At 59.4% G+C, this 18,269-nt stretch carries 15 protein-coding genes; 5 read left to right on the top strand and 10 right to left on the bottom strand.

Annotated elements, in window-relative coordinates:
- Positions 1 to 36: 36 nt before the first annotated feature.
- From ALP40_RS06075 to lexA, 4 genes are read right to left on the bottom strand one after another with little or no spacing between them, the layout of a single operon-like run.
- Complete coding sequence (locus tag ALP40_RS06075; protein ID WP_409077506.1) at positions 37 to 3,141, bottom strand: error-prone DNA polymerase; 3,105 nt, start codon at positions 3,139 to 3,141, stop codon at positions 37 to 39.
- Positions 3,129 to 4,544, bottom strand: a complete 1,416-nt coding sequence (locus tag ALP40_RS06070; protein WP_122207370.1) for a DNA polymerase Y family protein — start codon at positions 4,542 to 4,544, stop codon at positions 3,129 to 3,131. The genes ALP40_RS06075 and ALP40_RS06070 overlap by 13 nt, the downstream gene beginning before the upstream one ends.
- Before the next feature lie 7 nt (positions 4,545 to 4,551).
- Positions 4,552 to 5,172 carry a translesion DNA synthesis-associated protein ImuA gene (gene imuA / locus ALP40_RS06065; protein WP_181113396.1) on the bottom strand — a complete coding sequence of 207 codons (621 nt, stop codon included), beginning with the start codon at positions 5,170 to 5,172 and terminating at the stop codon, positions 4,552 to 4,554.
- The gene (lexA, locus tag ALP40_RS06060) at positions 5,172 to 5,789 is read right to left on the bottom strand and encodes a transcriptional repressor LexA (RefSeq protein WP_122207366.1); all 618 of its coding nucleotides are present in this window, start codon (positions 5,787 to 5,789) and stop codon (positions 5,172 to 5,174) included. Before lexA ends, imuA begins: the two co-directional genes overlap by 1 nt.
- A gap of 240 nt (positions 5,790 to 6,029) precedes the next feature.
- On the opposite strand from lexA, the gene ALP40_RS06055 reads away from it, so the two are divergent.
- Positions 6,030 to 7,025 (top strand): aldo/keto reductase, encoded by a 996-nt coding sequence (locus ALP40_RS06055; protein ID WP_122207364.1) that lies wholly within the window; start codon positions 6,030 to 6,032, stop codon positions 7,023 to 7,025.
- 188 nt (positions 7,026 to 7,213) lie between these two features.
- On the opposite strand, the gene ALP40_RS06050 is transcribed toward ALP40_RS06055, so the two are convergent.
- Positions 7,214 to 7,900, bottom strand: a complete 687-nt coding sequence (locus ALP40_RS06050) for a hypothetical protein (RefSeq protein WP_122207363.1) — start codon at positions 7,898 to 7,900, stop codon at positions 7,214 to 7,216.
- A gap of 487 nt (positions 7,901 to 8,387) precedes the next feature.
- Between ALP40_RS06050 and ALP40_RS06045 the strand changes: the two genes are divergently transcribed.
- Genes ALP40_RS06045 through ALP40_RS06035 form a run of 3 tightly spaced genes read left to right on the top strand, consistent with a single transcriptional unit; the run spans position 8,388 to position 10,926 of the window.
- A complete protein-coding gene (locus ALP40_RS06045) occupies positions 8,388 to 9,368 on the top strand; it encodes an aliphatic sulfonate ABC transporter substrate-binding protein (RefSeq protein ID WP_122207361.1) in 981 nt (326 codons plus the stop codon).
- Positions 9,365 to 10,210, top strand: a complete 846-nt coding sequence (locus tag ALP40_RS06040) for an ABC transporter permease (RefSeq protein ID WP_122207359.1) — start codon at positions 9,365 to 9,367, stop codon at positions 10,208 to 10,210. The genes ALP40_RS06045 and ALP40_RS06040 overlap by 4 nt, the downstream gene beginning before the upstream one ends.
- 2 nt (positions 10,211 to 10,212) lie before the next feature.
- Entirely contained in the window at positions 10,213 to 10,926 is a 714-nt protein-coding gene (locus ALP40_RS06035; protein ID WP_122207357.1) for an ABC transporter ATP-binding protein, read from the top strand.
- A 14-nt stretch (positions 10,927 to 10,940) separates the two neighbouring features.
- Here the strand turns inward: ALP40_RS06035 and ALP40_RS06030 are convergent, their stop codons facing one another.
- Complete coding sequence (locus ALP40_RS06030; RefSeq protein WP_122207355.1) at positions 10,941 to 12,020, bottom strand: polyamine ABC transporter substrate-binding protein; 1,080 nt, start codon at positions 12,018 to 12,020, stop codon at positions 10,941 to 10,943.
- A gap of 355 nt (positions 12,021 to 12,375) precedes the next feature.
- Here ALP40_RS06030 and ALP40_RS06025 point away from each other — a divergent pair, with 355 nt between their 5' ends.
- Positions 12,376 to 12,636, top strand: coding sequence for a DUF1652 domain-containing protein (locus tag ALP40_RS06025; RefSeq protein WP_122207449.1), 261 nt, complete (start codon positions 12,376 to 12,378; stop codon positions 12,634 to 12,636).
- Here the strand turns inward: ALP40_RS06025 and ALP40_RS06020 are convergent.
- From ALP40_RS06020 to ALP40_RS06005, 4 genes are all read right to left on the bottom strand, one after another.
- The gene (locus tag ALP40_RS06020; RefSeq protein WP_183135998.1) at positions 12,615 to 15,146 is read right to left on the bottom strand and encodes a UvrD-helicase domain-containing protein; all 2,532 of its coding nucleotides are present in this window, start codon (positions 15,144 to 15,146) and stop codon (positions 12,615 to 12,617) included. The two genes, ALP40_RS06025 and ALP40_RS06020, sit on opposite strands and share 22 nt — an antisense overlap.
- 129 nt (positions 15,147 to 15,275) lie before the next feature.
- On the bottom strand, positions 15,276 to 16,196 hold the full coding sequence (locus ALP40_RS06015; RefSeq protein ID WP_122207353.1) for a sugar kinase: 921 nt from the start codon (positions 16,194 to 16,196) through the stop codon (positions 15,276 to 15,278).
- A gap of 28 nt (positions 16,197 to 16,224) precedes the next feature.
- Positions 16,225 to 17,430 carry an amino acid deaminase gene (locus tag ALP40_RS06010; protein WP_122207351.1) on the bottom strand — a complete coding sequence of 402 codons (1,206 nt, stop codon included), beginning with the start codon at positions 17,428 to 17,430 and terminating at the stop codon, positions 16,225 to 16,227.
- A 24-nt stretch (positions 17,431 to 17,454) separates the two neighbouring features.
- On the bottom strand, positions 17,455 to 18,237 hold the full coding sequence (locus ALP40_RS06005; RefSeq protein ID WP_122207349.1) for an IclR family transcriptional regulator: 783 nt from the start codon (positions 18,235 to 18,237) through the stop codon (positions 17,455 to 17,457).
- Positions 18,238 to 18,269 lie beyond the last annotated feature (32 nt).

The raw sequence follows: 18,269 nt of genomic DNA, 5'->3' as shown, positions 1-18,269 counted from the left end.
ACGTTGCAAATTGCGAGCCCGTTTCGCGTCCTGCGCTCACTGAAAATCCCGACTGCGCACGTCCAGCCCGGTCAACAACGGCGTCAGGTCATAGAGCCTCTGGGCAATCAAATGCCGCACGCCGCTCTTGGACTCCAGACGGCCGAACACCTGCAGCAGCTGTGAACCGACCAACACCTTGCGCTGCCGCTCGGCCAGATCGCGCCAGACCACAACGTTGACCATTCCGAACTCATCCTCCAGCGTCACGAAGGTCACGCCACTGGCTGTGCCGGGCCGTTGTCTGCCAATGACCAGCCCCGCCACGCTGAGGGTTCGGTCATTCTCCAGCGTGAGCAGGTCCCGCGAGCTGCGAAAGCGCTTGGCAGCCAGCTGTCGACGCAACAAGGCCAGCGGATGCGGCCCCAGAGTCGTGCCCAGGGTGGTGTAGTCGGCCACCAGATCCTCGGCCACGGTTGGCAACGGCAGCATGACTTGATCCTCCTCGCCGGGCAGGTCAGCGAACAGCGGTCGCTGCGCTTCCACGCCTGCCACCTCCCAGCGGGCCCGATGTCGATGGCCGATCAGGCCGCGCAACGCACCGGAGTCGGCCAACGCCTCGGCAGCGCGATTGTCCAGACCGGCGCGAATCGTCAGATCGGTGGCATCGCAGAACGCACGTGTCGCGCGCGCCCGCTCGATGCGCAGCGCATCCTCTTCACGAAAGCCGCGCACCATACGCATGCCAAGCCGGATCGCCAGATTGCGCCTGTAATCGGGGTGTTCGATGGGCTCCAGCGAGCAATCCCAATCGCTGTAACGCACATCCACCGGGCGAATCTCGATGTGATGACGGCGTGCATCCTGCAGCAGTTGGTCAGGGCTGTAAAAGCCCATCGGCCAACTGTTGATCAACGCGCACGTAAACGCTGCAGGCTCATGGCATTTGAGCCAGCAACTGGCGTAGGTCAGCAAGGCGAAGCTCGCTGCATGGGACTCGGGAAAACCATAACTGCCGAAACCTTTGATCTGCTCGAAGATGCGGTCGGCGAAAGCCTGCTCGTAACCGTTTTTCAACATGCCCTCGGTCAGGCGCTCACGGTGTGGCTCAAGCCCGCCGTGGCGTTTCCAGGCAGCCATCGAACGACGCAATTGATCGGCCTCGCCGGGCGTGTAATCAGCTGCGATGATCGCCACTTCCATGACCTGCTCCTGAAACAGCGGCACGCCAAGGGTGCGTTCGAACACTTTCTTCAATTTTGGCGGGTAGGTAATCTCCTCTTCCTGGTTACGCCTGCGCAGGTAGGGATGAACCATGTCGCCCTGGATCGGCCCCGGCCGGACGATGGCCACTTCAATGACCAGATCGTAGAACTTCTCGGGCCTCAAACGCGGCAGCATGGCCATCTGCGCCCGAGACTCGATTTGAAAAACCCCAATGGTGTCGGCGCGGCTGATCATCTCGTAGGTCGGGCGGTCATCAGGGGGCATGCTGGCCAGTGTCCATTGCTTACCTCGGTGCAAATGCACCAGATCGAACGTCCGGCGCAGCGCGCTCAGCATGCCCAAGGCCAAAATATCGACTTTCAGCAGCCCGACCAGATCCAGATCGTCCTTGTCCCACTGGATGATGGTGCGGTCGGCCATCGCGGCATTCTCGACGGGCACCAGAGTGTCCAGCGGATGCTCGGAAATCACGAACCCGCCCGGATGCTGCGACAGGTGCCGGGGGAAGCCGATCAACTCGTCGCTCAAGGCCAGTACTCGCTTGAGCATGGGGGCGTCGGGGTCCAGGCCATACTCACGCAGGCGCTCGGCGGATGGCAGCGTGTCGCTCCAGCGGCTGAACGCATCGGCCAGCGCGTTGATCTGATCCGGCGGCAAGCCCAGCACACGGGCCACGTCACGCATCGCGCCCGAGCCGTGATAAGTGCTGGCCACCGCAGTGAGCGCCGCCCTGCCCCGGCCGTAACGTCTGAATACGTACTGGATGACTTCTTCGCGCCGATCATGCTCGAAGTCCACATCGATGTCGGGCGGCTCATTGCGCTCTCTGGAAATGAACCGTTCGAACAGCAGGTTGCTCTTTTCCGGGTTCAGCTCAGTGATCCCCAGCGCGTAGCACACCACGGAGTTGGCGGCTGAACCTCGTCCCTGGCAGAGAATGTACTGGCTGCGGGCGAACTCGACGATGTCGTGCACCGTCAGGAAGTAGCTGTCGAACCTCATTTCAGCGATCAGGGCCAGCTCCTTCTCGACCTGCTTCCGGGTGGTGGCACTCAGGCCATCGGGCCAGCGCCTGCGCACACCACGCTCGGTCAGTTCACGCAGCCACGACGACGGCGTCTGGCCCTTGGGCACCAGTTCATGGGGGTATTCGTATTTCAACTGGTTCAGGTCGAACGTACAGCGGCGTGCGATGCGCGCCGATTCGGCCAGCAGCCAGTCCGGGTACAGCTCGGCAAGCGCCTCATGAGTACGAAGATGACGCTCGCCGTTGGCAAACAACAGGTGCCCTGCCTGCGCAACGGTGGTGTGATGGCGGATAGCAGTCATCGTGTCCTGCAAGGCGCGTCGCCCCCGGGCATGCATGTGCACGTCACCGCAGGCCACTGCCGCCATGCTCAGGGACTGCGCCAGCGCCAGCAGATCGGCGAGGCGCTGCTCGTCATCCGGCCCTCGGTGCAGCTCGACGCCCAGCCAAAGGCGTTCGGCAAACAGGCCGCTCAACCAGTTACCTTCATCCAGGCAGACCTCAGCGGCCGCCTCGATATTTGGCAGCCAGATGGCCAGCAAGCCGCCGGGCAGCGCAGCGAAATCATCGCGAAGCAGCCGGTATTCACCCTTTTTGGCTCGGCGCCGGGCCACGGTAATGAGCTGGCACAGCGCCTGATAACCGGTCAAGTCTTCAACCAGCAGTACGATTTTCGGCCCGTTTTCGATCTGCATCTCGCTGCCGACGATCAGCGGCAAGCCGCTGTCTTTCGACGCCTGCCACGCCCGCACGATGCCAGCCAGGGTGCATTCGTCGGTGATCGCCAGCGACGCATAGCCATGCCGCTTCGCCCGCTCGAACAGCTCCCTGGCACTGGACGCCCCCCGCTGAAAGCTGAAGTTGGACAGACAATGCAGTTCAGCGTAATCCGTGTTCACGCAAACCAGCCGTGCAGCAGAAGCTCGCCGCTCTCACCTACGGCCCTATAAGCCCAGGCTCGCTGACCGCTAAGGGTTTCAACCAGATAATAGTCACGGCGAACATCGCCGCCGTCCCACCAGCCCGACTCGATGCGCTCAGGCCCGGCCACGATCCGTGTGGTATGGACCGGCAATGGCTGCGGTTGATGCAGCAGCCAGCCAGGACGTGGATGACCGCGGACCTGCGCAATGGCCCTGCTGTCAGTCGTTGGCTGCCAGGCACATTCGGGGCGATGGTCGGCCAGCGCTCGCAAGCCGTTGACCGACTCGTCCCCCAGCCGCGCCCGCAGGCGTTCGCGCAATTGCTCCCAAGGCAGCGTCTGCTGCTCTCGCTCATCGAACAGGGTTCGGTGTGTCGGTACGAAATCCGGCAGGTCCCGTGCAAGCAAGCGCACCGCCCGGACCGGAGAAGCCACCACCACCTGCTCCAGCCGACCGCGGGCCAACTCGAACAGCATTGAGGCATCACGTTCTGCGCTGAGCAGACCGACCTGCACAAGGGTATCCGGGCCGTTGACATGCTCCAGGTGTAAGGCGAATCGCTGCACGCCACTGTCGCGTCCGGTCAGAAACATCGCCAGGTCGGCGATCAGTCGCTTGAGTGGAAACAGTAGGGCCTGATGCGATTCGACATCGAAATTCAGTTCGATGCGCAGGTCAAAAAAGTCCGGTGGCAGGTAACAATCTAATGCCACCGGTCGCTCGCCCAGCAATGTATCGAGATGCTGTAGCACGCTGGCAGGAAAACGCCGCGCCAGAGTGTCCCGCGGCAAGGCCAATACCTGTCGGACATTGCGCAGGCCCATGCGGGTGAAGGCTGTGGCCACTTCACGTCCCAGACCGATGCGGTCCACCGGCATCTGCTCCAGCGTGCGACGCAGATCATGAGGGCAATCGATGCTCAACCCGTCGTGCATGTTGGCCAGCATACGCGCCGCCACGGGGTTGGGGGCGACGACGATGCGATGACGAAAGCCAAGCCCGGTCAGCTCTTCACGCAACCTGGCCTCGAACACCGGCCACGGCCCGAACAGTTTCAGGCTGGACTCGACTTCCATCAGCAGAACGCGAGGATAGTTGAGGCTGACATTGGAGCTGAACCCATAGGCCCAAGCTGCCAGCAATTGCTGCAAACGCTCGGTTTCGGACGGATCATGCGCGACCATCGTAAAACCTGACACCAACGCCTGCGCCGCACTGAGCGATTGTCCCGGCTTCAGGCCCAAGGCCCGACCTGCCGGATTGACCGCCTGTAGCACGCGGCGCTGAGCGCTGCCGCTGATCAAGGCCAGCGGTTCGTCAGGATCGGTATGGCGGCGCATGACGCCGTCGAGTGCCAGTTGTGGCAGCAAGACACAGGCCCACAGCATAAGAACCTCAAGCGTCGGTCGGAAAGGGGATCGGCAAGGCGGGAGCCAGCCCGCCACGGCATTTGAGAACCCGCAATTGTGCGGGACGGGTATCGACAGCAATGCGCAGTGCAGCGGGTGACGGATTGGCGGCGGCTTGTTGAGGGCGGCATGCAAACGCCAGGGTCTGCCCGGTTTCGGCAGCCACTTGCAGGCGACGCAACGCACGGTCATCGACCATGCCGGGCCAGCACACCACGGCGCCACAACTGCCGGAGCGCAAACATTGCTCAGCGGCCCACAAGGCATCCTTGGTGCCTGCTTCGATCAGGGTCATTTTTCGCAGGTCGACACCCGCAGATAGCCAGGCCTGCGGGTACGGCAAATAAGGCGGCGCGACCAATACAATGCGTTCACCGATGCCGGACAGTCGCGCCAAGCTTGGCCACAGCAGGCGCAATTCGCCACTGCCGTTGGCCGAGATCAGGATTTCAGTCAGCGCCGACGCAGGCCAGCCACCGGTGGGCAAGACGCTGTCGAGCAAGGCATGGCCGCTGGGCTGAGGGCTGGCCTGCGGCACCGACTGCTGACGCCCTTTCCAGACCTTGCGTTCGTCCAGCAGGCTGTCCAGGCTGACGACAGCGCCCATCATTCGCGACGAACCAGACCACAGAACACGCCCTCAATGGCGAAGTCCTGATCCGGCGTGACCAGAATGGGCTCGTAGGCCGGGTTACGTGGCAGTAATTGCAGCCCATGCGAACTGCGTTTCAGGCGCTTGATGGTGACCTCGCCATCCAGACGGGCCACGACGATCTGACCGTCACTGGCTTGCGGATTACGGTGCACCCCCACCAGATCACCGTCGAGTATGCCGTCTTCGATCATGGAGTCACCCTGTACTCGCAGCAGGTAATCGGGCACACGGGTGAAAGTGCTGCGGTCCAGATGCAGCGTGGTGTGTATATCAAGGTCAGGCCCGATGGGCGCACCGGCTGCGACACGGCCCAGCACAGGGATTTCAAGCAGCTCCGGGCGCGACTCATTCTGCACCAGACGAATGCCACGCGCTTGATGCGGCATGACTTCGATCAGTCCCGCCTCGGTCAAGGCCACTATGTGTTTGCGTGCCACGCTGCGCGAAGCAAAACCGAAAGCCTCGGATATTTCCGCCAGGCTCGGCGATTGCCCCTGCTGCGCGATGCGATCGCGGATAAAGGTAAGGATTGCGCTACGACGAGGAGATAATGTGCTCATGGAGTACATTTGTACTCTTTTGCATTTTTTCTGGCTAGTACGCTTTGTCGGATGAGGGTTGTCGGCCAATGATCACTGCCACACTTTTGCGTGGTAACGCCTCTCGATAGGGACTGCATATCCCTGAGTCTATTTAGACGTCGCTTTATTATTTAGATAATCGGAACACTGATATCAAAAAAACCCGGTTTATTGGTTAATAAAAAGCGCAGAAACTGAACAGGTCTTTTCATTCGCAGGAGAAACATCGTGATCACACGTCAACTCGGCCGGAAAGGCCCACAGGTTTCTGCAATAGGACTGGGCTGTATGGGCATGTCGGACTTTTATACCACCGGCATTGATGAGCATGAATCCATTGCGACATTGCACCGGGCGCTGGAGTTGGGCGTCACACTTTTCGACACAGCCGACATGTACGGCCCGCACACCAATGAGCGCCTTGTTGGCCGAGCGTTGCAGGGCAAGCGTGAAAGCATCTATCTGGCCAGCAAATTCGGCATCGTGCGCAGTGACGATCCACACGCGCGTGGTGTGGATGGTCGCCCCGAGTATATTCGGCAAGCCATCGATGGCAGCCTCAAGCGCTTGGACACGGACTATCTGGACCTCTACTACCAGCACCGTATCGATCCGAACGTGCCGATCGAGGAAACCATTGGGGCGATGGCCGAGCTGGTCCAGGCAGGCAAGGTGCGTCACATCGGCATTTGCGAGGCGAGTGCGCACACCATTGAGCGTGCCCACAAGGTGCATCCGCTGGCGGCAGTGCAAAGCGAGTATTCACTGTGGTCGCGCGATCCCGAGCAGGACGATGTGCTTGCCACCTGTGGTCGGTTGGGCATCGCTTTCGTGGCCTATAGCCCCTTGGGACGAGGCTTTCTGACAGGCGAACTGCGAACGCCGGAAGATTTCGCAGCCGACGACTATCGCCGATTCAGCCCGCGTTTCCAGGGGGAAAACTTCAACCGCAATCTGGCACTGGTGGAAAAGGTCAAAGCCATCGCAGCGGCCAAGGGCATCAGCGCTTCGCAATTGGCACTGGCCTGGGTGCTGGCTCAAGGCGAGGACATCATTCCGATACCCGGCACCAAGCAGCGCAAGTACCTGGAAAGCAATGTGGCGGCGGCTTCGGTGGCGTTGAGCAAAGACGAACTGGCGCAGCTGGATGCGATCTTTCCGGCCGCGGGTGCCGTGGCGGGTGAGCGTTATTGGGCGGAGTCGATGAAGTTTCTCAACGGTTGATCGGGCAGGCCTGACCAACCATCAACAGCCGGTAAGGGTTGGATCATGTCCGGTTCGGTTCTTGGGGGCAGTCCACCATGTGGGAGAAGACTTGTCCGCGAAAAGGCCGTATATCCGCCCCGAACCCAGTAGCTGAAAAACTGCATTCGCGGACAAGCGGATCGCTGCCCGGTCCGCTCCCACTATTCTCACGTCGACTGCGGGCACGCTTCGGTGCCGTTGTTCAGGCCCTGTTTGTGGTTCTTATATTCCAGCGTGGCCTTGCCGTCGACCCATTTCAAGGTCACGACGATTACTGAATCAAAATCATCGCCTTCCCAATCGTTGACCAGCTTCACATCGCTGCCAGACGCTTCCTTGGCCACCTTATTGATCAGCTCCGGCAGATAGCCGTGCGACCAGGCGGTGTAGATGATCGCGTTGTGGTACTTGTCGTGCATCAGCTCGTCGGCCAGATCGCTGGTGTCATTGGCACCGAAATCAATGTTGATCGGCAGGCCCAATTTGATCGCACTCGGACCAACCGTCATCAAAGGACGGACATAACTGTAGGAAAGATCACCATCACCCTCCTCCACATGCCGACTCGGGTTGGCGGCGAAGATGAAGTCGGCCTTGCCAAACTCTTTGGGCAACAGCTCTGAAAGCTCGATCGCCCGGTTCAGACCCTGGCAGTTGAGCTGTCCCAGGCCCATCGAGGGTTTTTCGGCATGACGCAGGAATACCAGCGTCTGGGTTCCGTTTTTCGGGTCGGCGTATACGCCTTTACCCAAAGAAAAAAACAGTACCGCAGACACCATCAAAATCGATGGCAGGGTAATCCAGGCAATGCGGCGCTTGAGTCGGCTGCTCGCGGTCAGTTTGGGAAGATTCATTATTTTCTGAGTCCGTTAAGCGGTTAAGGGAATCATCAGCGTGTCGCTGTTGCGAAAGCGCTTGCCGTAGCGGGTTCGCCACCCTTTGAGTCCTTGCGGATCAGTCGAATACGTGTCCCTTGATCACGCACGAAGACTAGTACGACTATGTTTCTGAATGAAGAATGTGGACGATAGGAGTCCCAAAAAACGTTTCTGTTGCATCCCATCCCTCAAAAAGACTGAACTTTCGTCTGATAACTGCCCAAAAAGGTGTTGTGCGCTGGCCTCAGCACTGCTTCCACGGCAACAGACCAACGTCAAACATGTTGCCTGAGCAACACCATTGCGTCGTAAAACGACCTGTATGACCCCACCCTTATAGCGTCAAGTCCACTGGCACACTGCGTGCATTATTCCATTTCCCTATGCTAGGCCATGCTCGACTGTTGAATTTGAAATATCCAAGCCAGCAGTCACCGCATTAACCGGATCTGGAAGCTCACCTATGCCACACACTCGTTTTGCATTTCGGCTGCTGAGCGCCCTGGCCTTCAGCCTCACGCTGCAAACAGGCGCGCAAGCCGCTGAAAAACCACCCGCCGAAGTGCGCCTGGATTACGCCTACTATTCGCCCGTGAGCTTGGCGCTCAAGCACTTCGGCTGGCTGGAGCAGTCGCTGCCAGACTCTAGAGTGACGTGGGTATTGAGCCAAGGCAGCAACCGCTCCTTGGAATACCTGAACAGCGGCGGCGTCGACTTCGCCTCCTCGGCCAGCCTTTCGGCAGTGCTGGCTCGGGCCAATGGCAGCCCGATCAAGTCGGTGTATGTGTACAGCCGCGCGGAATGGACAGCGTTGTTGGTGCGCAAGGATTCACCGCTGCAATCGGTCAGCGACTTGAAGGGTAAGAAGATCGCGGCCACCAAGGGTACGGACCCGTACCTGTTCACCTTGCGAGCCTTGCAGCAGGCCGGCTTAAAAAAAGATGACGTTGAGCTGCTGCATTTGCAGCACCCGGACGGCCGCACCGCACTGGAAAAAGGCGACGTGGATGCCTGGGCAGGCCTTGATCCTCACATGGCCGCCAGCCAGATCCAGGCAGGATCGCGACTGTTGTATCGCAATAAGGATTTCAACAGCTACGGCGTGTTGAGCGTTACGCAAACGTATGCGAAGGAACATCCAGAGGCGATCAAAACCGTGCTGACGGCGTACGAGAAAGCGCGGGACTGGGCGGTCAAGAACCCCGAAGAGCTGGCAAAACTGCTAGCGAGCGAGTCCGGTCTGCCGCTTGAAGTGGCGAAGTTGCAACTGTCTCGAACCGACCTCGGCGCGCCGCAACTCAGCGCCAAGGACGTGGAATCGTCGAAGGCTGCAGCACCTATCCTTGTTTCTGAAGAACTGGTGCGCAGAGGCGTGAACGTTGAGCAGGCTGTTGATGAGTTGTTCACCCCCGAGTTCTCCGCCGCCGTGATCGCCCGACAATGAACCGCTCAGATAAAATCCTCCAGCCCGCACAGCCTGCCCTGTTGACCGTGCCAAAACGCGGAGTTTGGGAGCGTTATAAATACAAAGCAAAGGGGGTGGTATTACCCACATTGATTGTGGTGGTGCTTGAATGCGTGGTGCGAGTCGGGTGGCTGCCGTCCTACCAGATGCCAGCGCCCAGCGAGATTTTGCTGACGGTGTGCGACCTGGCAGAAGCCGCCTTGTGGAAACACATCGGCGCCAGCCTGGTTCGTGTGCTCAGCGGCTTCGCCATTGGTGCGAGCCTGGCCTTGGTATTTGCTGCGTGGGTGGGATTGAGTCGTGAAGCAGAGGCCTATCTGGAGCCGACGTTTGCCGGGTTACGCTCGATTCCGAGCCTGGCCTGGGTGCCTCTTCTGTTGTTGTGGTTGGGCATCGGCGAAACCTCCAAGATCGTACTGATCGCCATCGGCGCCTTCTTTCCCGTCTATCTCAACGGGGTAGCGGCCATTCGGGGCATCGATCGCAAACTGGTGGAGGTCGGCCAGATGTATGGCTTCAGCCGCTATCGCCTGACACGCCGCATTCTTCTGCCTGCCGCCCTGCCCGGCCTGTTCACCGGACTGCGCAGCGGCATGAGTCTGGCCTGGATGTTTCTGGTGGCTGCCGAGCTGATCGCCGCCACCAAAGGTTTGGGGTACCTGCTGAGCGACGGGCGTGAAACCTCACGGCCAGACATCGTCCTGGCCGCCATTGTCGTGCTGGCCAGCTTGGGCAAGCTGAGTGATGGTTTGCTGGCGACGCTGGAAAAACGTTTTCTGAGCTCGCGCGACGCATTCAACGGCCAGAGCCGGGAGCACTGATCATGTCAGCGTCTTTAATGAACATTCGCGTCACACACAAGGCATTTGCCACCCACACGGTATTGCAGAACGTCGATCTGTCCCTGCAAGCAGGAGAAATTGTCAGCCTGCTGGGCCCCAGCGGTTGTGGCAAAAGCACCCTGTTGCGAATCGCGGCGGGGCTTGAACGTGACTTTCAGGGCAATGTGAGTCAGATCGAGGGCGAGGTGGCGTTCGTTTTTCAAGAGCCGCGACTGATGCCGTGGCTGACCGTGGAGCAAAACATCGGCTTGAGCGATGACCAGGATTACGACCGGGCCTGGGTCGGGCAACTGATTGAGGAAGTGGGGCTTTCAGGTTTTGCCGACGCGCTGCCAAAGGCACTTTCCGGCGGCATGGCTCAACGCGTGGCCATCGCTCGCAGTTTGTACTCGCACCCTGCTGTCCTGTTATTGGACGAGCCGTTCAGCGCGGTGGATGCTTTTACCCGCATGAAGCTTCAGGAGCTGCTGTCGCAACTGGCCCGCCACCATGCCATCACCCTGTTGCTGGTGACGCATGACGTGGATGAAGCGCTGTACCTGAGTGATCGAGTGCTGGTCATGGGGAGTCGCCCCGGCAGAATCGTCCATCAATTTCCGGTCGACCTGGTTAAGCCTCGAGACCGACGCGACCCGCTATTGGCCAGTCTCAAGCTTCAGGCACTGACGGAGCTGCAACAGGCGCAGGTCATCTGAACTCGTCCAGGCGGTTACTTGCCTGCCTTGACCGCATCCCAGATGCCTGAACGCAGCTCATCCACCTTGACCGGCAGCGGAGCCATCGCGAACATCCGCCCAAGCGTTTCAGCGTCGGGGTAGATGTTGGTATCGGTCCAAAGCGCAGGTTTGATAAGCGCGTCGGCTTTTTCATTGCCGTTGGCGTAGTGCACGACATTGGTGATGTTGGCAATGACTTCCGGGCGAAGCAGGTAATTCAAAAACGCATAGGCCGCTTTCGGATCAGGGGCATCGGCCGGTATTGCGACCATGTCGAACCACATGGGCGCGCCTTCTTTGGGAATCATATAGTTGATGGTGATCTTGTTGCCCGCTTTCGCTGCGCTTTCCTGAGCCTGGGAAATGTCGCCGGAATACCCCACTGCGACACAGACCTTGCCGGTCGCCAGATCGCTGATGTATTGCGATGAGCTGAAATCCCTGATGTAAGGGCGCACGCCATTAAGTACCGCTTGTGCTTTGGCGTAATCAGCGGGGTTCTCGCTGTGTGGCTCAAGCCCCAGATAATTCAAGGTAATGGGCAACATGGCCGGCGCGCTGTCCAGGATGGCGACACCGCACTGCGCGAGCTTCTTCATGTTCTCGGGTTTCAGAATCAAGTCCCAGGAGTCCAGCGGTACATCGTTACCCAATGCAGCCTTTACCTGAGCCACGTTGTAGCCAATCCCCGTCGTGCCCCACAAAAAGGGAAAACCATGCTGATTACCTGGGTCACTGCTTTCCAGCGCCTTGAGCAACACGGGGTTCAGGTTTTTCCAATTTGGTAACTGACGCTTGTCGAGGGGGGTCAACAGGCCCTTTTCTATCTGCCGCCCCATGAAGTGGACGGACGGGAAAACCACATCATGCCCGGAGTGCCCGGCTATCAGTTTCGCGTTGAGGGTTTCGTTGGTTTCGTACGTCTCGTACACAGCCTTGTAGCCGGTGGCGGACTCAAAATTCTTCAATGTGTCCGGGGCGATGTAATCCGTCCAGTTATAGATATTGACCGTCTCCGCTGCATGGCTGGTCGAGGCCAGCAACATCAGTGCAGCAAGGGATTTTTTGAGCATTATGGTGTTCCTCAGGTCAATGTCGACAGCTTGCCCTAGTCCATGACCAGGCTTCAATACCTGCACAGAACGCGCATGACGAATACTTGATATTGATGCTGATCAAACAATTGAAAAAATCTTGCTGCGTCATAAAAAATTTTTCCAACAGCACGGTATCGAGTGCTATTTTTAATGCTGGTCAGGCCGATCAGATAACACCGTAGGAAAGCAGCAGGATGCGATCAGGAATTACTTCGGTAACCGCGCATACCCGCTCCGACTTGCGCAGGTTACATCTCGGTGGGTCTCCCTACCCTATGGAGCAGAGGAAGTGCTCGATTGAATCAGGTGGGCCATCGTTATGAACATCGCCATGAACAAGGTCACGTTCCCCAATGCATGCCAACTCATGCGCTGGCATTTTCATCCGGTAGGCTTTGAAGCCAGCATGGATGCGCCCAGCAGCATGATCGCCCGGCTGTTCGATAGAGCCAGCGGCGAGACAGTCCTGGCGATTGCCGGACTGCCCTGCGCGACCGTCATGAATGCTACGGATGTCGAGCGGATCATCGAGGCCATCGAAACCGAACTGGAACTGTTCGGCGCTCATACTCAATTGGTCGGCTTTTCCTGATAACGATCCTGATGCGCGTTATCTCCTCGTGATTTCTGGCGCAGGTCGTCGAAGAACGGCTTGTCGCCTGCCACCCTGTCCGATGCCTTGGGCATCTGCACGCTGTCAGCGCCAGCCGCACCCTCTTCGACATACCAGTAGCAGTGCCGGGCCGCACGTGTGATGGCGACATAGGCCAGACGCAGCACTTCATCTTTCTGCGCCGAGTCGAAAGGTTGCAGGTCGTTGGCATCCCCAAGCCCCGCCTGGCGATACACCTGATTCTTGTAAGGCGAGACGGTCAGGTGCTGGCAATCCCCCAACAGGAACACTGCATCAGCCTGAAGTCCCTTGGAGCTGTGGTAGGTCAACGTCCTGATGCGGCGCCCTTGAGCGCCCTGCATCGCGTCGTTGTCGATCAGCGCCTGCAACCGCTGGGAGAAGCGGGCTTTTTCGCTGCCCTTGCGGTACAGCAACAGAATCGAGTCGCCGTCGCTGTGGTGCTCGGCGACCCGTTCGGCCAGCTCATCTTCGTCGCGATCACGCACACTGACCGGCAGCAGCTCTTGAGGCGCGCCACTGGCCCGGGCTTTCTTGCCGGCAATCGCCGGCGCCGCCCGAACGATATGCTCGGCCGCATCAATGATGTGCTGATGGCTGCGGTAGTTTTCACTGAGCATGACTTTGGTAGTCGCTGGCGATGAGAACGCCTTGGGGAACTCCATGAAGTACTTCGGCGAGCTGCCGCGCCAGCCATAGATCGACTGCCAGTCATCGCCCACACACAGTAACGAAGAGTGTTGGGCAATGCGCCCGACGTGCATTGCCGGCCCGCGGCGACGGATTTCGCGCAGGCATGTACGGATCCAGGAAACGATTTGCGGCGAGACGTCCTGGAATTCATCGATCATCAAATGCGACAGCGGCCGCAACACGGGATCACTGACGTGTTTGAGGTTCTCTGGCGAGGTTTCACCGAACAGCGCGAACATACGGTTGTAGGTCATGACGGGAGGTGCCTGGGCCAGCAAATGCTGCTCGAAGGCTTTCCAGAACAGGCTGAGCGCTTCGAAGAAGAAGCGATCCGGGTCATCGCTGGCAAAACTCATCTCGGCCACGGCGCTCGGCACGTCCAGCCCCAGATTCTCGATGAAGCCTGCGGCCATCACGAAACTATCCAGCAGCGGCGCCGCACTCAGCTCGCCCTTGACCCTGTAGTCGAAACCCGGCCCTGCGACGGCGGAACCGGCCAAAGACTGCATGACCTTGTTCGCTGATTCGTAATTATCCATCCATATCAATGGTTTATTGCAGAAAGCTTGAAACAGGGTGCGTTTGATAACGCCTTCTGCCCAGACCGGCAATTTGGCGCCGGGTCGCTTGAGTTGCTGGTCTTCACAAGGATCGAGCCCAAGCACCACCCAAGCATCCAGCTCGGCGATATAACCGTGAAAATGGAAGGGAAATCCATTTATTTCAACAGTTTGCCGCATAGGCTCAATGCCTTTTATAGGCCAGGCCTTGGCGCGTATCCACAGATCTTCGACCGTGTCGCACCACTCTTCATCACGTTTGGAGGAAAGCTCGGTCACCCCCACGCGCTTCTGGACATCGGGGTGGTCGCGATCCAGTTCCTTGAGCTGCAGAGCGTGGCGATAAAGTGGCGCCATGACTTCGCGAAAACGTTCATTGCTGGCGTACAGGTCTCGGTAACAGAGGTTCATCTGGTGGCGTTGGGCGTCGTTGATGCGCAAGTCGAACGGGTTGCTGTCAGCGTCTTCCTGAGTCGACACCTGATTGTCGAGCGTCTCGAAAGCGCGCAACTGCTCAAACCCCGGCAGGCTGCGCACCAGCGGCAGAATGCGCGAATGGAACGTGCGCACCACATCGCGCGCCTGCTTCTGGCTCAGGCCATGTCCCCAGAGGGCCATCACATCGATCAGCTTATTGATGAAATCCTTGCGCGATTCACGGGTGAATGTCACCACGGTCATCGCATCCAGCTCGTAGCCCAGATAGTGATGCAACAACAGGATGCGCAGAACCAGCGACGTGGACTTACCGGCCCCGGCCCCCGCAATCACGTAAGTCGACGGTGTGTCGCTGAAAATCATCTTCCACTGTGCCGCACTCGGCTGGGCGTGCGCCGGCAGTTTTTCGGCAACATCGCTCCGGATGCGTTTTTTCAGTTCGGCCGTGAGCGCCAGCCGCCAGTCGTCGAACAGGTGATCGTCCACTCTGGGCCCTTGATGCTTCACAGGGCGCGTATCACTGATCACCAGTACCTGACGTCCCTCCTCCTGCCCATCCAGATAGCCGTCGGCGTAACCTTCCCGGACCCCTTCGATATGCCCATTCAGGTAGCCGTCGGCATGCCCCTGAAACCATGACGGCAGGTGCTGCGAACCCAGCCCGGTCAGGCTGCGGCCGATCAGCCTGGACAATAGCCGTTTGAGGAACGGCAACTGCTGGGGTGGATTGAGTTCGACATCCAGGTCATGGGGAAGCGCGGAAGGCAAGTCGTCGGGCACGCAGACTCCGGTCATAGGCTCATGGGCAAAAAGGTCGCCTATGGTGGCTGGATTCGCGCACAGGTTCCAGCGAAATGCTTTGCGGTCAGTGCGTTAGCCGATCAACTGCATGTGATGCCGTAAATGCCATTACTGCGGCATGACGGACTTTGGCACCAATGCGCCCGGATGCTGAATGACAATACTGGCCAGTTTGTGGCCTGCTTCAGCGGCTTGTTGCGCAGGCTCACCCTTGAACCGGGCCGCCAGGTACGCGGCGCTGAAGGAGTCCCCGGCGGCCGTGGTGTCGACCACCCGCTTCACGTTGTGCGCTGGGACCTCGAAACGCGTGCCGCCGGTTTCCACGATGCAGCTCTGGGCTCCCCGCTTGACGACAATTTCACCGATTCCCCGCTCACGGTAGGCGGCGAGCAACTGCTCGGTGTCGGTGTAGCCGTACAGGGCCTGCTCATCGTCTTCGGTCAGCAGCGCCAGATCCACATGCGGCAGACAGGCCAGGTACGCCTCACGCGCCTGCTCGACGCTGGCCCACAGGCGGGGCCGATAATTGTTGTCGAATGCCACCTTGGCCCCTCGGGCACGGGCCTTGGTGAGCATGGTCAGCAACCGCGACCGGCCTTCAGCCCCCAACACGGCCAGTGTAATGCCGCTGAAATACAGAACATCGTAACTGGTCAATGCCGCAAGAATCGGTTCGGCTGCGGGGGTCATGAAGCAGTCACGCACGGCCGCCTCGTTGCGCCAGTACAAAAAGCGTCGCTCGCCACGGGCGTCGGTCTGGATGCAGTAAAGACCTGGCAAACGCCCAGGCAGGCGCTGGACTTTGCCCAAGCCAATCCCCTCTTCCGACCAGACTTTGCACATGGCATCGCTAAAGCTGTCATCACCCAAGGCCGTCACGTAATCCACGTGCCCACTGCCCAGCAGGCGGGCCAGATAAACAGCCGTGTTTAGGGTGTCGCCGCCGAAGCTCTGGCGCAGACTGCCATCGGCATGCTGTTGCAGTTCGATCATGCACTCGCCGATCAAGGCGACACGTGGAAGGCTCATATGACGGTAACTCCTCTGCACGCTTGAGTTAGAAATACGTCGAGAAACGCTCGATCACTTGCAGCTCATCATCCACCAGGCAACCTGAACGCCACTTGTCGAAGGTCAGACATGGGTGTGACGTACCGAAAGCGATGATGTCCCCCACCTGCAGCTCACAACCGGGCGCCACGGTCATGAACGCGTGCTGATCCATCACAGCCGTGACTACGCAGGCGCTGACGTCATCACCGCTGGCGGGCAGTACGCCAGGCTTGTAACGCTTCAAAGGATTGGGCAAACCGGCGTCGTAGGCCACGTCGCGCTTGCCCATCGCAATGACTGCAAAGCCTGGCTCCGGCATGGACTGCACATGCGCCCAGACTTCCAGTGCAGGACGCAGCGCTTCACTCAATTCGGCACGTCGGTCGAGCACGCAGCATTGCGCCGCCTTGTAGATGCCGTGGTCATGCACCACGTAACTGCCAGGGCGCAGCACGCTCAGAAAGCGCTCACGCACCGATTGCGCATCGAACGCTTCGGCGATCAGGTCGTACCAGGCCGATCCCGATGCCGTGACAATGGGCCGCTCCAGCGCGAATGCGCCGGTGTCCTGCAATTCGACCGCCAGACGCACCATTGACGCTGCGAAGGCCTTGATCCCTTCAATGGCGTGATCACCATGAATCACACCTTCGTAACCCTCGATTCCGGTCAACGCCAAAGCCGGTTGCGCCAACACGGCGTCCGCCAGCGCCAGCACGTCTGCTTCGGTGCGACAGCCACAGCGCCCGCCCGGCACACCGTATTCGATCATCACGTTCAAACGCAGTCCGCGCTCACCGAAAAATGCCCCCAGTGCCGCGACGTTCTCCGGATGATCGACCATGCAATGAAATTCGAAGGTCGAATCGGCCAGCAGCTCGGCAATAAGGGCCATGTTGGGCCTGCCAACCAACTGGTTGGCCATCAGGATGCGGCGTACGCCGTGGGCATATGCCGCCTGGGTCTGTACGGCGGTGGCCAGCGTCATGCCCCATGCGCCGCCTTCGATCTGCCGCTTGAACAGCGTGGGAACCATGCTGGTCTTGCCGTGGGGCGCCAGTTGCGCCCCACTGTCAGTCACGAAGGTCTGCATCCAGCGAATGTTGTGATCCAGCGCTGGCTGATGGACGACCAGCGCAGGCAGGCTTACGTCGCTTACCAGATAATCCCCCGGCTGGGCGAAACCTTTGTCGATGACGGCAATGCTCATCAGTAATCTCCTGCTGAGTGCAAATTATTCGTTGATTCTGCGGGCCAGGCCGTTGGCGCTGTCGATCAGTACCCGGCGATAGTCGTTGTAATGGGTCTTGGCATCGGCGCGGGGCGCAACGATGCACAGGGTAGCGATACAGTGCCCCTGCTCGTTCTTGACCGGCGCGGCGAAGCAATGGGTGAAGGTGTCGGCCACGCTGTCGAACGAAAAGAAGCCTTCCTCACCCGCCGTGCGTATCTCGCGCAGGAACGTGTCCAGCGGCAGCCGCTCGCCGCCGGGCAGGATGAAATCCTCAGGGTCGATCAGGTCGACGATCTGCTGATCACTCAGGTGGCTGAGCAACAAGCGACCGGAGGCCGTCCAGGGAATCGGCGCGTTTTCACCGATATCGGAGGAAATTCGAAAATGCCGCTCGCCTTCCTTCATGAGCGCCACGGTGTATTTACGGCCATTGAGCAGGCACATCTGCGCGGTTTCCCGCGTCTGGCTGACGATATCGCCCAGGCAAATCTCGGCTTCGCGGGTGAAATCGAAGTGCCGCAGGTGCGCCTGGCCGAGAAAATACAATTGGCGACCGAGGTATACGTGCCCGTCCTTGCCGACCGGCTCCAGAATCCGTCGTTCCAGCAGCGAAGCCACCAGTTCGTAAACCGTCGATTTGGGGCTGCCGATGCCACTGGCGATTTCATTGGGCCGCATGGGCGTAGCTTTTTCCTTGAGAAAGTCGAGGATATCGAACGCCCGGTCCAGCCCGCGGGCCCGGCGCTTGATGGTGTCTTCGCTCGCTTGAGTCACATCGGTCATCTGCTGCTATCCATGTATTGAGCCGCCAGCGT

This window comes from Pseudomonas viridiflava (genome assembly GCF_003702045.1).
Taxonomy (GTDB): Bacteria; Pseudomonadota; Gammaproteobacteria; order Pseudomonadales; family Pseudomonadaceae; genus Aquipseudomonas; species Aquipseudomonas viridiflava_C.
This window is presented reverse-complemented; position numbering and strand designations above follow the sequence as displayed.